Consider the following 13513-nt stretch of genomic DNA (forward strand, 5'->3'; position numbering starts at 1 on the left):
GTGATGGCATCGCCGGCTCCTTCATCCGTCAACGCCGCAAACGCTGATCCGTCGCAACGTCTGCGGGAATAGCTCTAGCCGCAGGCTGCGGGATAGCTTGGCCATCATAGCCGTCGGGACGGCGACTGTCGGAGCTGCGCCGGACGATCCGGCTGCATCGCTGCTGCGCGAGGCCGCGACCGGCCTGACGCCGTTCGTCCAGGCCGCGATGGGCCGCGCGGCTGCAGCCTGAGCCGAAGGCCATCGAGCGACGGTTCGGATGGGACGGGCCGGCGGGCCGGAACTGGCGCGCCCTCACGCCTCGCGCACGCCGGGCTTCGCGCCGGGCTCGAAGCTGAACGCGACGCCGGCTTCCTCCAGGGCGCGGCGCACCGCCACGAGCGTGTCGGTCCGGGGCCTGACACCGGAGCCGCCATCCTCCAGGCGGTTGATCGTGGACACGGAGACGTTCGCCAGCTGGGCGAGTTCGTCCTTCGACAGCCCGGTGATGGCGCGGGCCGCGCGGATCTGGCTCGGGATCAGGTATGCGTCGTCGGGCCTCCCCTTCGCGGCGACAGGCGGCGTGTGCTCGGGCGGCGGGGCGCCGTATCGGGTCCGCCCCGGCACGCTGAGACAGACGCCGACCCATTCGCGCACGGAGCCGTCCTTGTTCAGCACCGGCGCGCCGCGGGCGTTGAACCAGCGGTAGATCCCGTCCGCGCACAGGATACGGTAGTCGGTGTTGTACGGGGCCGTGTGCTCGACCGCCGTCATCCAGGCCGCGAGCGTGCGGGCGCGGTCCTCCGGGTGCACGGCGTCCAGCCAACCCAAGCCCTGCATCTGCGCGTCGGTCTGGCCGGTCAGGGCCATCCATTGCGGCATCTCGCTGGGCTCGCCGTTGGCCTTGTTGATCCAGAAGACCGAAGCCGTCGCGGCCACGAGCGCGTTCAGCCGGTCATGCCGCTGCATGAGGGCGTTCATGGTCTCGTGCTGCGCCGTGACATCGAACACGACCCCCATGCCATGGCTCGGGCGCCCGTCCGAGCCGAGGATCACCTCGGCCTGGTGCAAGAGCCAGCGCTGGGTCCGGTCGGGGCGGATGATGCGGAATTCGCGGCTGATCGGGTGGCCGGAGCGCAGAACGGCGATCTGGTCGCCATGCGCGGCCCGGTCGTCCGGATGGATCATGGCGAGCCCGACGCCGAAGGTCATCTCGGCGGACGGGTCGAGACCCAGGATACGATAGAGGCCCGGGGAGGCATCCAGCCGCTCGGATCCCAGGTCCGCCGACCAGAAGCCGACTTTCCCCGTATCCTCGATCAGCTTCAGATAGTGGCGCGACGAGAACGCACGCGGGCCGACGCCGACTGCAGCCCTCGCCTCCGGACGCATCAGGGCACGCGTCGGCATCGTCTCGTCTCCCATCGCTGCAACGCGCGATGGAAGGCAGCATGCCATGAACGTGCTGAATCGACCGTAAAGAAGACCGCCCTCGCGCCGTATCGACCGGCATCCACGATCTGCGCAAGACCCGTGACGTCGTGGGACCGACTTGGATTGAAGGCCGGAACCGGATCGCAATCCGGACGATGGCAGAATTGGAGGTCCGGTAGCGAAAGGACCGACTGCGCGCCTCGACGTTGGCGGGGCATGGAAGAAAACATGCCAGACCGATCGGGCTCCGGCGGACGATCTCCGAAAAGACAGAAAATTCGACACAAAAGCGGCGATTGCACCCCGGTTTCAGCAATCGGCTTGAGCTTCTGGAAGCGCGACGCATCCATCCTGGCGGAAGAGGGGCGGACGGCCGCTCTCTGCGTGAGAACATCAATGTTGCTTCCAAGCAGCGAGATCAAGGCCAAGCTGAATGCGCTCGACACCTCGCAAGCGCTGATCGAGTTCGACCTCGACGGCAAGGTCGTCACGGCCAATGCCAATTTCCTGGCCGCCCTCGGCTACCGCCTGGAGGAGATCCAGGGGCAGCACCACGCGATGTTCGTCGACCCCGCCGAGCGCGAGAGTGACGCCTATCGTCTGTTCTGGGCGGCCCTGCGCCGGGGCGAGCACCAGATTGCCGAGTACCGGCGGATCGGCAAGGGCGGCCGCGAGGTCTGGATCCAGGCCAGCTACAACCCGCTCGTGGGCCGCAACGGCAAGCCCTACGGCGTGTTCAAGTGCGCGACCGACATCACCGCGCAGAAGCGGCGCATCGCCGATGTCGAGGGCAAGCTCGACGCGCTCGACCGCTCGCAGGGCATCATCGAATTCGAGCTCGACGGCACCATCCTCACCGCCAACGCCAATTTCCTCGCGGTCGTCGGCTACGGTCTCGACGAGGTGAAGGGTCGGCCCCACGCGATGTTCGTGGATGCGGCCGAACGCGACACTCCGGCCTATCGCGCCTTCTGGGATGCGCTGCGCCGGGGCGAGTTCCAGCAGGCCGAGTACAAGCGGATCGGCAAGGGCGGCCGCGAGGTCTGGATCCAGGCCACCTACAATCCCGTCCGCGACGCCTCCGACCGCCTCGTGAAGGTCGTCAAGTTCGCCGTCGACATCACGGCCTCCGTGGAGGAGCGCCTGCGGCGCGCCGAGCTCCAGCGCGGCATCGACCGCGACCTCGACAGCATCGCGGCATCCATCTCGCAGGCCACGCAGCAGGCCGTGGGGGCCGCCGGAGCCGCCGAGCAGGCGTCGGGCAACAGCCAGAGCGTCGCGGCCGGCGCGGAGGAGCTGGCTTCTTCGGTCGGCGAGATCGGCCGGCAGGTCTCCCGCGCCCTTCAGGTCACCGGGCGCGCCGTCGAGCAGGCGAACGCCACCTCGACCGTGGTGGCCGGGCTGGCATCGGCGGCCCAGCGCATCGGCGACGTGGTCGGCTTGATCTCCGGCATCGCCTCGCAGACGAACCTCCTGGCGCTCAACGCCACCATCGAGGCGGCGCGCGCCGGCGAGGCCGGGAAGGGCTTCGCCGTGGTCGCGGCCGAGGTGAAGGCGCTCGCCGCCCAGACCGCCCGGGCGACGCAGAGCATCGGCGGCCAGATCGCCGAGACGCAGGCCGCCGCCAATCAAGCCGCCGTCGCCATCACCGGCATCGGCCAGACCATCGCAGAGGTCAACGAGATCTCCTCCGCCATCTCGACCGCCGTCGAGCAGCAGGCGGCGGTAGCCCAGGAAATATCGGTCAACATGCACGCGATGACGGGGGCCGTCGGGGAGATCAGCCGCAGCGTCAGCCTGATCGCCACGGCCACCCAGGAGGTCGATGCCTCGACGCGTCTCGTGCGCGACGCCTCGCACTCCATGGCGGCCTGAGCGCCCACCCGAGAAGAGGATACGCGCCTGCACGAGGCGACGCGTGCGCGGATGCGCGTCGAGACCCGGCCGCTCGACCGGTCCTTCACCAGGCCGCCGTGCTGGTGCCGGCTGGCGTCTTCCGGAACATCGCCGCGCCAGTTGACCTGTCCGGCCTCGCCGCGGCGGTGACGACACCCTGCTTTGCGGCCGCCATCGCGATGCCTCGCGGCCCGCGATGGGCTCGACGCGCCGATGCGCTCAGCCGCGCCTCGATCGACGGGCCGGCAAAAGAATGATTTTTCCGGGCCTCGGCGGCTGATGATGGCCTTCATGTCATCGGACGCTCTGGAAGGTTGAATTATTGATGTCGCCATTATCTATCTGGATAGGAATCGTTCGAACGCATCGGCCGCAACTGGTCGATGACTCTCAAACTCGCCGGGTGAATCCGGCTGTTTCTTCGGTCAGAATTTGCATTGACCTGGATCAATCGCGCTCGATCACGCCGATAAATCATATTAATACTTTGGTACGGGTTCTGCGTTAACAGATCTTTAGGTTGAGTGCAGCGATAACAGATCACGCGCGGCGGCCAGGAAAGGCGATTCAATATTCGCGATGGTCCAACGATCGGCCTGTCATGAGCAATGCTGGCGCGCCCCGGAGTTCATCATGAAGAACACGACGGTCCCGTCCTCCCGCAAGGCCCTGGCGCGGCGCTCCATCAAAATCAAGATGATCGCCGTTTCAGGTCTCTGCGTGATCCTGACGACGGCGAGCTTGGTCGGTTACGGGGTTTACGCGTCATCGAGCACGAGTGCCCTCGTATCCGGATCGACCGAAGACCTACTCGCGCGCAAGAGCAAGGAAAATCTTCAGGAACTGGCCGCCAATCAGGCCTCCACGATCCGAAGCAAGCTGGACTTCGCATTCAACGCGGCGCGCAATTCCGCAGGCATGATGGCCGTCGTCGCGGCCGGAAAGACGAGCGCGTCGCGCGAGGCCGTGCGCCGCGGCCAGCTCAACGACTTCCTTCTCGGCGTTCTCCAGAGAAATCCCGATTTCAACGGTGCCTATAGCGCCTGGGAGCCCAACGCGCTGGATGGTTCCGACGAGGCTTACAGCGATCGCCGGGAGGTCGGCTCGGACCACACCGGCCGCGCATTGCCGTACTGGACGCGGACGGCCGACGGAAAGATCGCGCTGCAGCCGCTCGTCGAATACGACAGCGAAGAGCGCCATCCCAATGGGGTCGTGAAGGGCGGCTGGTATATCGGCCCGAAGCGGACAGGACGCGAGAGCATGCTGGCACCGCTTCCCTACATCGTGCAGGGCAAAGCCGTGCACCTCGCGACGATCTCCGTGCCGATCATGGCGGAGGGTCGCTTCCTCGGCGTGGCCGGAACGGACTTCGATCTCGCCTTCGTTCAGAAGGCCGTCGAAGGCGTCAACCGGTCACTCTACGACGGCAGAGGCTCGGTCGCGATCGTCTCCCAGACCGGGCTGGTCATCGCCTCCAGCCGGCATCCGGAGGGGATCGGTTCAGCGCTCAGCGAAGTCGATGCGACCTGGCAGAGCTATGCCGACCAGTTGCGCACCGGCGCGAGCTTCGTCGGACAGGATGCCGCGTTGGACGAGATCCGCGTCGTCACCCCGATCACCCTCGGTCGGACCGGAGAGACCTGGTCCGTCCTCATCGCCGTGCCACGCGCCCTGGTCATGGCGGATGCCGCACATCTGAGCGCGGTCCTGGCGGATCGCAGCCGGCGGGATCTGCTCCTGCAGCTTCTGGTCGGCGGTCTCATCACCGCCGCCGGCATCGCCATCATGTTCGTGTTCTCCACGAGCCTCACGACCCCGCTCAACCGGCTGACACAGGCCCTGCGCGAGATGGCTCAGGGCCGTACCGCCGAGACGATTCCCGGTTCGGCGCGGGTCGACGAGATCGGCGACATCGCACGCGCCGTGGACCAGATCCGGATCCGGACCCAGGAGGAAGCGGAACAGCGCGCGGCCCTCAGCGAGATGGAACACCTCAAGCTCGAAGAGCAGAGGCGGCGCACGCTCCACGATATGGCCCAGGCCTTCGAAGCCGCGGTCGGTGGAATCGTCGAGGCCGTCTCGGCCTCGGCGACCGAACTGCAGGCGACGGCGGGCGCGATGGCGAGCACCGCTGCCGAGACAGCGCGCCAGTCGGAAACGGCCGCCGGAGCGGTCCGTGAGGCAGCCGCCAACGTGAACACCGTCGCGTCCGCGGCCGAACAGCTCGGCAGTTCCGTCCACGAGATCGGCCAGCAGGCCGGCAGCTCCGCGGTCCTGGCTCGCGAAGCCGCGGGCGAGGCGAGCCAGACTGAAGCCCTGGTCCGTGAGCTGACCGAGATCGCAGCCCGGGTCGGCGATGTCGTCGGCATGATCTCCAACATCGCCGGGCAGACCAATCTCCTGGCGCTCAACGCGACGATCGAAGCCGCCCGAGCCGGCGATGCCGGGAAGGGCTTCGCGGTGGTGGCCGCCGAGGTCAAGGAACTGGCAAACCAGACCGCGCGGGCCACCGAGGAGATCGGCGGCCAGATCGGCAGGATCCAGAACGCGACGGGTCAGGCGGTGCAGGCGATCGGTGGCATCACGGCCCGGATTCAGGAAATCAGCCGGGTGGCGACGACGATCGCGGCGGCGGTGGAGCAGCAGGGCGCGGCGACGCAGGAGATCGTCCGGAACGTCAACAGGGCGGCCGTCGGCACGAGCGAGGTGACGGCCAATGTGGAGGGGGTGGCGGGAGCCGCGGAAGAGACCGGCGCGGCCGCCACCCAGGTCCTGACCTCCTCGACGGAACTGTCGCGCCATTCCGAACAGCTCAGCGCCGAGGTCGCCAACTTTCTCGCGACCGTCAGAGCGGCATGATCGTCGAGCCCGGGCAGGCAGGATCGGCCTGCCCGGCCGCCATCAAGACTGAGATCGAGGATCCGACGAAGTTCAGGTCGTCATGCTCCGTCGCCGCCGGGTTCGGGCCGAACCTTGATCGACACGGGAGCCACTTCGTGAAGCCGCCGCGACGCGGTCAGGTCCTGGAATGCGTTGTGCCGTCGCGCTCGAACCGCGCCAGGGCGTGAAGGCCGGCCCAGAGTTCGACCACGTCTTCCTCGCCGACCAGTTCGAGGGCTTGGCGGCGTGCCTCCTCTTCCGTATCGGCCCGCAGGGGCACCATGTCGACGATGCGGCCGCCCCGGGCCACCAGGAAGGCCCTGTAGGTCTCGGTCGCAGCGAGCGGGTGCACCACGCTTGTCGCGGTATTGGGCATGACGTCGAACATGGCGGGATTCCTTCGCGTCGGTTGAGCGGAACCGGGTCGCGCGCCCGGCCCCGGCGGCCGGCCCTGTCCGGGAGCGAGAGGCTTGTCCCGGCATCCGGCGGGACGCCACCCGGGGCCTTGGTCGCGGTGGCGTCCTGTGCCGATCGTGCGTCGGGACCTGCGTGGCAGCCCTCCTACGGAAGAGCGCCGATGAGACGCTTGGCGTCGGTCAGGATGTTCTCGCAGGCGCGCTGATTGCCCTCTTGGTCCTCCTCCAGCGCCTCACGGATCAGCAGGCGGGCGGCCGCGATGTTCTCGCGGGTCGGCTTCAGCTGCGGGTCGCTGGGGGCCTCGGTGAGGATGCGGGGCAGCGCCTTGACCGAGCCGGTGGTCAAGGTGTGGCCGGGTTCCAGGCCGGCCACGCGCACGGCGCCCGCGCTGTCGAGGCGACGCTGCAGGGCACTGACCTGCTGTCCGCACGGGGTCGCGCGCGCGGGCAGGCATGAGCAGGCGACCAGGGCGGCGGCGAAAAGGGGAAGCGAGGTCCGCATAGCTTTGTTTTCCTTGGTAGTCGGGCAGGTAGCGACCGTACCGGACACCCTCTTGTGCGGCGCAGCGCGGGGCCGGGCTTTGCGCTGAATCAAGGAACGGAGGCACGACCGGGGACGATCGAGACCGGCCGCAAGGCTCGCGCGACGCCCCCACCGGACAGCCTTGATCCATCCCAAAGCCCGGCTTCCGGGCCCGTGTGACGGCCGCGGCGTTCAACCGGAGAGAACCGCGATGAGCACCCGGCCGCTTGACCTCGTGTGGACCCCGATCCGAGCCTTCGGGACGCTGTTCGTCTCGATGGTCGTCGTCGGGGGCGTGGCCTTGGCGGCCGCCTTCGCGCTGCTGGCCGTGACCCTGGTGCACAACGCCGGAGGCTTCGTGCTCCACGCGCTGGTCACCGTCACCAAGATCCTCGCGACCCTCGTACTGGCGACCATGATCCTGACGAGCGGGCTTCTCGGATTCTTCCGCCAGAGACGGGTTTGAGGTGGCCCGGCCGTCAGGGCTCCACTCAGCGCGTGGCCCGCGGTTCCGCACGGGATCGGGCGCCGCACGCCCGCGGGCCGGCACCGCGGCAGGCCGTTTGATCGAGATCAAGGTTCCTGGACGCCCGCGTTCCTAAGCGCAGCGTAGCCGTTTTTGCGTGAGGCGAATCGAGCGAGCCATGGCCGCGACACCATCATCCAAATACATGACCGAGGGGGAAGCCGGACTCGGCATCGTCCTGCTGGTCGGCGCGCTCGTCTGCGCCCTGGCCTCGGCCCGCGCGGTCGACACGCCGTTCTCCGTCCATATGGCCGTGTTCGCACTCGCCGCGGTGGCGGGCATCGGCGCTCTGCTGAAGCGCTACGAGGGCCGTCCGGCCGAAGCGCCGCCGCAGGAGATCGACGGCAAGCCGAACTACAATCTCGGACCGATCAAGGTCGCGGCCGTCGCCGCGATGGGCTGGGGCATCGCCGGCTTCCTCGTCGGCTGCATCATCGCCTTCCAGCTCTGGGCGCCCTCCCTCAACCTCGGCCTCGAATACACGACCTTCGGCCGCCTGCGCCCGCTGCACACCTCGGCGGTGATCTTCGCCTTCGGCGGCAACGTCCTGATCGGGACATCCCTCTACGTCGTCCAGCGCACCTGCCGGACCCGGCTCGCGGGCGACCTCGCACCCTGGTTCGTGGTGCTCGGCTACAACCTGTTCATCGTCATCGCCGGCACCGGCTACCTGATGGGCGTGACCCAGTCGAAGGAATATGCCGAGCCGGAATGGTACGCCGACCTCTGGCTGACCATCGTCTGGGTCGCCTACCTGCTCGTGTTCCTCGCAACCCTCTGGAAGCGCAAGGAACCGCACATCTTCGTCGCGAACTGGTTCTACCTCGGATTCATCGTGACCATCGCGATGCTGCACATCGTCAACAACCTGGCGCTGCCGGTGACGGTGTTCGGCTCGAAGTCCTACCCGATATTCGCGGGCGTGCAGGATGCCCTGATCCAGTGGTGGTACGGCCACAACGCGGTCGGCTTCTTCCTCACCGCCGGCTTCCTGGCGATCATGTACTACTTCGTCCCGAAGCGCGCCGAGCGGCCGATCTACTCCTACCGGCTGTCGATCATCCACTTCTGGGCGCTGATCTTCATGTATATCTGGGCCGGCCCGCACCACCTGCACTACACGGCCCTGCCCGATTGGGCGCAGACGCTCGGCATGACCTTCTCGATCATGCTGTGGATGCCCTCCTGGGGCGGCATGATCAACGGCCTCATGACCCTGTCGGGCGCCTGGGACAAGCTGCGGACCGATCCGATCCTGCGCTTCATGGTCGTCTCGCTGGCCTTCTACGGCATGGCGACCTTCGAAGGGCCGATGATGTCGATCAAGGCCGTCAATTCCCTCTCGCACTACACGGACTGGACCATCGGCCACGTCCATTCGGGCGCGCTCGGCTGGGTCGCCTACATCTCCTTCGGCGCGCTCTATTGCCTGGTGCCCTGGCTGTGGAACCGGCGCGAGGTCTATTCCCTGAAGCTCGTCGAGTGGCACTTCTGGGTCTCGACGCTCGGCATCGTGCTGTACATCTCCTCGATGTGGGTCGCCGGCATCATGCAGGGCCTGATGTGGCGCGCCTATAACAGCCTCGGCTTCCTCGAATACTCCTTCGTCGAGACCGTCGAGGCGATGCAGCCCTACTACCTGGTCCGGGCGCTCGGCGGCGTGCTGTTCCTGATCGGCGGGCTGATCATGGCCTACAACCTCGCCATGACCATCGCGGGCAAAACCGCCGCCGACAGCGAGCCGCGCCCCGCAGGCGGGACGCTCCCCGGTCCCGCCGGGCTTGCGCCCGCGGAGTGACGTCCCGGGGCCGCCCGACGCGGCGGTCCCTCCCCGAACAGACCCGCCGCATCACGGAACACGACCGATGGCCACCGCCCAGCCCGGCCTCTGGAAGAGGCACGAGATCCTCGAGAAGAACTCCATCCTCCTGCTCATCTGCGCGCTCCTCGTCGTGGCCGTCGGCGGCCTCGTCGAGATCACGCCGCTCTTCTACCTGAAGAGCACCGTCGAGACGGTCGAGGGGGTCCGCCCCTACACGCCGCTGGAGCTCGCCGGCCGCAACATCTACGTCCGCGAGGGCTGCTACCTCTGCCACAGCCAGATGATCCGGCCGATGCGCGACGAGATCGAGCGCTACGGCCACTTCTCGCTCGCCGCCGAGAGCATGTACGATCACCCCTTCCAATGGGGCTCGAAGCGCACCGGCCCCGACCTCGCCCGGGTCGGCGGCAAGTATTCGGACCAATGGCACCGCGAGCACCTGAAGGACCCGCGCGCCGTGGTCCCGGCTTCGATCATGCCGGCCTACGCCTTCCTCGAGCGGCCGCTCGACGCCGACGCCATCGCGGACGACCTCAAGGCCAACCGGGCGCTCGGCGTCCCCTACAGCGACGAGATGATCGCCCTGGCCCGCAGTGACCTGAGCGCCCAGCTCGATCCGGACGGGCCGGGGGCCGCCGACCTCCAGCGCCGCTATCCCGGTGCGAATGTCCGCGACTTCGGCGGCGACAAGGGCCGGGTCGCCGAGATCGACGCGCTGATCGCCTACCTGCAGGTGCTCGGCACCATGGTCGACTTCAAGATCTACGAAGACAAGAAGAACCTGAGGTGAGCGCCATGACCTACGAGAGCGCGGCCGCCTTCGCGCAGACCAGCGGCCTTCTCTACTTCGTCGGCATCTTCGTCGCCGTCGCCGTCTACGCCTTCTGGCCGCGCAACCGGGCCCGGTTCGACGCGGCCGCCCATCTCCCCCTGATCGAGGACTGAGCCGTGGCCGAGACAGCCAATCCCGGCACGCCGCCTGCCGGCCCGCAGACCACCGGGCATGAATGGGACGGCATCGCCGAATACAACAACCCGCTGCCGCGCTGGTGGCTCTACGGCCTCTACGCCACCATCGTCTGGGCGATGGGCTACTGGGTCCTCTACCCCGCCTGGCCGCTGGTGAGCGGCTATACCGGCGGCCTGCTCGGCTACTCGCAGCGTGCCGCCGTGCTCGGGGAGGTCGAGGCCGTGCGCCGGGAGCGCGACCTCCGCGGCCGGGCGCAGCTTGCCAGCGCCACCGTGGCGGAGATCCGCGCCGATCCGGCCCTGCTGCGCCTTGCGCTGGCCACCGGCAAGGCGGCGTTCGGCGACAATTGCGCCGCCTGCCACGGCACCGCGGCCACCGGGCGGATCGGCTACCCGAACCTGCAGGACGACGACTGGCTCTGGGGCGGAACGCCCGAGGAGATCGAGCGGACCATCCGGTACGGGGCGCGCTCCGGTCACGGCGAGGCGCATGTCGGCGACATGCCGGCCTTCGGTCGCGACGGCGTGCTGAAGCGCGACGAGATCGAGGCGGCGGCGACCTACGTGCTCTCGCTCTCGGGCAAGCCCGGGATCCCCGGCGCGAGCGCCGAGAAGGGGGCCGAGATCTTCGCCGGCAACTGCGCGGCCTGCCACGGCGAGACTGCGACGGGGAATCCCGAGATGGGCGCGCCCAACCTCACCGACGCGATCTGGCTGTACGGCTCGTCGCCCGAGCAGGTCGTCACGACGATCACGAACGGCCGCAAGGGCGTGATGCCCGCCTGGGAGGGCCGGCTCGACACCGCGACCATCAAGTCGCTCGCCGTCTACGTGCACGGCCTGGGCGGCGGCAAGTAGCGGGACGTCGGTCCGGCCCGCTCGGGGGGGCGGGGCCGGCCGACGCCTCGCGAGCCACGTCCGGGGCGAACAGCCCTGGACGTGGCTCAAATCCAAGCTTGAGCGAGATCAAGGCGGGCGCCTCGGGCGGACCATAGGACCAACGGAGCCGGCCACGTCGCCGAACGGAATTCCGCATCGATGCCCCTCGCCGAGCCGACCCAGACTGCCCCCGCGCCCAGGCCCCGTCCGACCAAGAAGTTCGGCAGCCGCGCGACGCGGGCGGCCATCCCCGCGGAGAACGGAGCCCTCTACGCCGCGCGGAGGAAGATCCAGCCGCAGGCGGTCCGCGGCACCTTCCGGCGGATCAAGTGGGTGCTCCTCGCGGTGACGCTCTGCGTCTACTACGCCGTCCCGTTCCTCCGCTGGGACCGCGGGCCCGGCGAGCCCTCCCAGGCCGTGCTGCTCGACCTCGACAGGGGGCGATTCTACGCCTTCTCCATTGAGCTCTGGCCGCAGGACGTGACCTACGTGATGGGTCTCTTGATCCTGGCGGCCCTGATCCTGTTCCTCATGAACGCCGTCGCCGGCCGGGTCTGGTGCGGCTACCTCTGCCCGCAGACGGTGTGGACCGACCTGTTCCTCGCCGTCGAGCGCCTGATCGAGGGTGACCGGCGCGAGCGGCTGAAGCTCGATGCCGCGCCCTGGTCCATGGAGAAGATCGCGCTCCGGACGATGAAGCATGCGGTCTGGCTGCTCATCGCGTGGTGGACCGGCGGCGCCTGGGTGCTCTACTTCGCCGACGCGCCGACGCTGGTCGGCCAGCTCGCCACGTTCCAGGCGCCGGCGCAGGCCTACATCGCGATCCTGACGCTGACGGCGACCACCTACGGTCTCGCCGGCCACATGCGCGAGCAGGTCTGCACCTACATGTGCCCCTGGCCGCGCATCCAGGCCTCGCTGACCGACGAGCACGCCTACAACATCCTCTACCGGGACGCGCGGGGCGAGCCGCGCGTGTCCGCCAAGCAGGCCACGGCGCTTCGTGCGGCGGGCAAGCCCGCGGGGGACTGTGTCGACTGCTTCGCCTGCGTCACCGCCTGCCCGGCCGGCATCGACATCCGTGACGGGCTGCAGATGGATTGCATCCAGTGCGGTCTCTGCGTCGACGCCTGCGACACCGTCATGGGCAAGCTCGGGCGCCCCACGGGCCTGATCGGCTACGACACCGAGGCGAACCGGCGCAGCAGGGCCGCGGGCGGGGGGCCGGTGAGCCGGATCGTGCGCCCGCGGACGATCCTCTACGCGGTGCTGGTCGCCGGCATCGGCAGCTTCATGCTCTATCACCTCGCCACCCGGAGCTTCACCGGCCTGAGCGTCCTGCACGACCGCAACCCCCTCTTCGTGACGCTCTCGGACGGCTCGGTCCGCAACGGCTACACGGTCCGGCTCAGCAACAAGCGGCCCGGGGAGCGGCACTACGCGCTCGCGGTCGAGGGCCTCGCCGGGGCGCGCGTCGAGGTGGTGGGCGGCGTCCCGGGCGACCTGCCGGTCCCCTCGGATGCGACGCAGGAATTCCGCGTCCTCGTCTTCGCCCCGGCTGGCGCCCGGCCCGACCCGAGCGTCCCGCTCACCTTCCATCTCACCGACGTCTCGACGGGCGAGACCGCACGGGCGCACGACACCTTCAAGGCACCCTCGCCATGACCGCCTCCGCTTCGCTGATGCCGCCGCGTGCCCCGGGCCGCCTGACCGGCCGCAAGGTCCTGGCGATCCTCGTGGCCTTCTTCGGCACGGTCGCCACCGCCGATACCATCCTGCTCGTCTCGGCGACGCGGACCTGGTCGGGCCTGGAGGTCGCCTCGCCCTACAGGGCGGGCCAGCTCTACAATGCGGAGCTGGCCCGCGCGCGGGAACAGGACGCGCTGGGCTGGCACCTCGACGCGTCGGCGGCCCGGAACCCGGCCGCGGTCGCGACGGTGACCGTGAGCCTGTCCGACGGCGCGGCGCGTCCGCTCCGGGGCAAGGCCCTGCAGGCACGGCTCGAGCGGCCGACCGACAAGCGGCAGGACGTGGCGGTCGATCTCGTCGAGGTCGCCGCCGGAACCTACACGGCCCGCGCCGAACCGGTCGCGCGCGGGCAGTGGGACCTCGTCGTCGAGGTCGCCGGCGCGGATGGCGTCGCGTTCCGGCGCAGGCACCGGATCGTCCTGGATTGAGGACCGCAC

General features: G+C 68.8%; 13 protein-coding genes. 10 read left to right on the plus strand and 3 right to left on the minus strand.

The features are described 5' to 3' along the window. The first annotated feature begins 97 nt into the window (after nt 1-97). Nucleotides 98-232 (plus strand): hypothetical protein, encoded by a 135-nt coding sequence (locus FVE89_RS31535; protein ID WP_281408977.1) that lies wholly within the window; start codon nt 98-100, stop codon nt 230-232. A gap of 62 nt (nt 233-294) precedes the next feature. Here the strand turns inward: FVE89_RS31535 and FVE89_RS14560 are convergent, their stop codons facing one another. Continuing rightward, entirely contained in the window at nt 295-1389 is a 1095-nt protein-coding gene (locus FVE89_RS14560) for a PAS domain-containing protein (protein ID WP_246730776.1), read from the minus strand. A 420-nt stretch (nt 1390-1809) separates the two neighbouring features. Between FVE89_RS14560 and FVE89_RS14565 the strand changes: the two genes are divergently transcribed. After that, nucleotides 1810-3288 (plus strand): PAS domain-containing methyl-accepting chemotaxis protein, encoded by a 1479-nt coding sequence (locus FVE89_RS14565; RefSeq protein ID WP_160534654.1) that lies wholly within the window; start codon nt 1810-1812, stop codon nt 3286-3288. A gap of 654 nt (nt 3289-3942) precedes the next feature. Continuing rightward, the gene (locus FVE89_RS14575) at nt 3943-6171 is read left to right on the plus strand and encodes a methyl-accepting chemotaxis protein (protein ID WP_202130824.1); all 2229 of its coding nucleotides are present in this window, start codon (nt 3943-3945) and stop codon (nt 6169-6171) included. A 157-nt stretch (nt 6172-6328) separates the two neighbouring features. Here the strand turns inward: FVE89_RS14575 and FVE89_RS14580 are convergent, their stop codons facing one another. Beyond that, complete coding sequence (locus FVE89_RS14580; protein ID WP_160534656.1) at nt 6329-6580, minus strand: hypothetical protein; 252 nt, start codon at nt 6578-6580, stop codon at nt 6329-6331. Nucleotides 6581-6753: 173 nt separating this feature from the next. Continuing rightward, nucleotides 6754-7110 (minus strand): hypothetical protein, encoded by a 357-nt coding sequence (locus FVE89_RS14585; RefSeq protein ID WP_160534657.1) that lies wholly within the window; start codon nt 7108-7110, stop codon nt 6754-6756. A gap of 232 nt (nt 7111-7342) precedes the next feature. On the opposite strand from FVE89_RS14585, the gene FVE89_RS14590 reads away from it, so the two are divergent. From FVE89_RS14590 to FVE89_RS14620, 7 genes are all read left to right on the plus strand, one after another. Beyond that, a complete protein-coding gene (locus tag FVE89_RS14590; RefSeq protein ID WP_160534658.1) occupies nt 7343-7597 on the plus strand; it encodes a hypothetical protein in 255 nt (84 codons plus the stop codon). Between the two features lie 178 nt (nt 7598-7775). Next, the gene (gene ccoN / locus FVE89_RS14595) at nt 7776-9455 is read left to right on the plus strand and encodes a cytochrome-c oxidase, cbb3-type subunit I (RefSeq protein WP_160534659.1); all 1680 of its coding nucleotides are present in this window, start codon (nt 7776-7778) and stop codon (nt 9453-9455) included. Nucleotides 9456-9522: 67 nt separating this feature from the next. Next, nucleotides 9523-10269 carry a cytochrome-c oxidase, cbb3-type subunit II gene (ccoO, locus tag FVE89_RS14600; protein WP_160534660.1) on the plus strand — a complete coding sequence of 249 codons (747 nt, stop codon included), beginning with the start codon at nt 9523-9525 and terminating at the stop codon, nt 10267-10269. A 5-nt stretch (nt 10270-10274) separates the two neighbouring features. Continuing rightward, complete coding sequence (locus FVE89_RS14605) at nt 10275-10424, plus strand: cbb3-type cytochrome c oxidase subunit 3 (RefSeq protein WP_160534661.1); 150 nt, start codon at nt 10275-10277, stop codon at nt 10422-10424. Between the two features lie 3 nt (nt 10425-10427). Further along, nucleotides 10428-11306: a cytochrome-c oxidase, cbb3-type subunit III gene (ccoP, locus tag FVE89_RS14610; RefSeq protein ID WP_160534662.1), complete on the plus strand. Its 879-nt coding sequence runs from the start codon at nt 10428-10430 to the stop codon at nt 11304-11306. Nucleotides 11307-11486: 180 nt separating this feature from the next. Then, nucleotides 11487-12992, plus strand: coding sequence for a cytochrome c oxidase accessory protein CcoG (ccoG, locus tag FVE89_RS14615; RefSeq protein ID WP_160534663.1), 1506 nt, complete (start codon nt 11487-11489; stop codon nt 12990-12992). Beyond that, nucleotides 12989-13504 carry a FixH family protein gene (locus FVE89_RS14620; protein ID WP_160534664.1) on the plus strand — a complete coding sequence of 172 codons (516 nt, stop codon included), beginning with the start codon at nt 12989-12991 and terminating at the stop codon, nt 13502-13504. The genes ccoG and FVE89_RS14620 overlap by 4 nt, the downstream gene beginning before the upstream one ends. Nucleotides 13505-13513 lie beyond the last annotated feature (9 nt).

Source organism: Methylobacterium sp. 2A (assembly GCF_009806555.1).
Taxonomy (GTDB): domain Bacteria; phylum Pseudomonadota; class Alphaproteobacteria; order Rhizobiales; family Beijerinckiaceae; genus Methylobacterium.

Coding starts and splice junctions, on each gene's coding strand:
- FVE89_RS14560 (WP_246730776.1), bottom strand. CDS start 1,389: ATGCCGACGCGTGCCCTGATGCGTCCGGAGGCGAGGGCTGCAGTCGGC.
- FVE89_RS14565 (WP_160534654.1), top strand. CDS start 1,810: ATGTTGCTTCCAAGCAGCGAGATCAAGGCCAAGCTGAATGCGCTCGAC.
- FVE89_RS14575 (WP_202130824.1), top strand. CDS start 3,943: ATGAAGAACACGACGGTCCCGTCCTCCCGCAAGGCCCTGGCGCGGCGC.
- FVE89_RS14580 (WP_160534656.1), bottom strand. CDS start 6,580: ATGTTCGACGTCATGCCCAATACCGCGACAAGCGTGGTGCACCCGCTC.
- FVE89_RS14585 (WP_160534657.1), bottom strand. CDS start 7,110: ATGCGGACCTCGCTTCCCCTTTTCGCCGCCGCCCTGGTCGCCTGCTCA.
- FVE89_RS14590 (WP_160534658.1), top strand. CDS start 7,343: ATGAGCACCCGGCCGCTTGACCTCGTGTGGACCCCGATCCGAGCCTTC.
- ccoN (WP_160534659.1), top strand. CDS start 7,776: ATGGCCGCGACACCATCATCCAAATACATGACCGAGGGGGAAGCCGGA.
- ccoO (WP_160534660.1), top strand. CDS start 9,523: ATGGCCACCGCCCAGCCCGGCCTCTGGAAGAGGCACGAGATCCTCGAG.
- FVE89_RS14605 (WP_160534661.1), top strand. CDS start 10,275: ATGACCTACGAGAGCGCGGCCGCCTTCGCGCAGACCAGCGGCCTTCTC.
- ccoG (WP_160534663.1), top strand. CDS start 11,487: ATGCCCCTCGCCGAGCCGACCCAGACTGCCCCCGCGCCCAGGCCCCGT.
- FVE89_RS14620 (WP_160534664.1), top strand. CDS start 12,989: ATGACCGCCTCCGCTTCGCTGATGCCGCCGCGTGCCCCGGGCCGCCTG.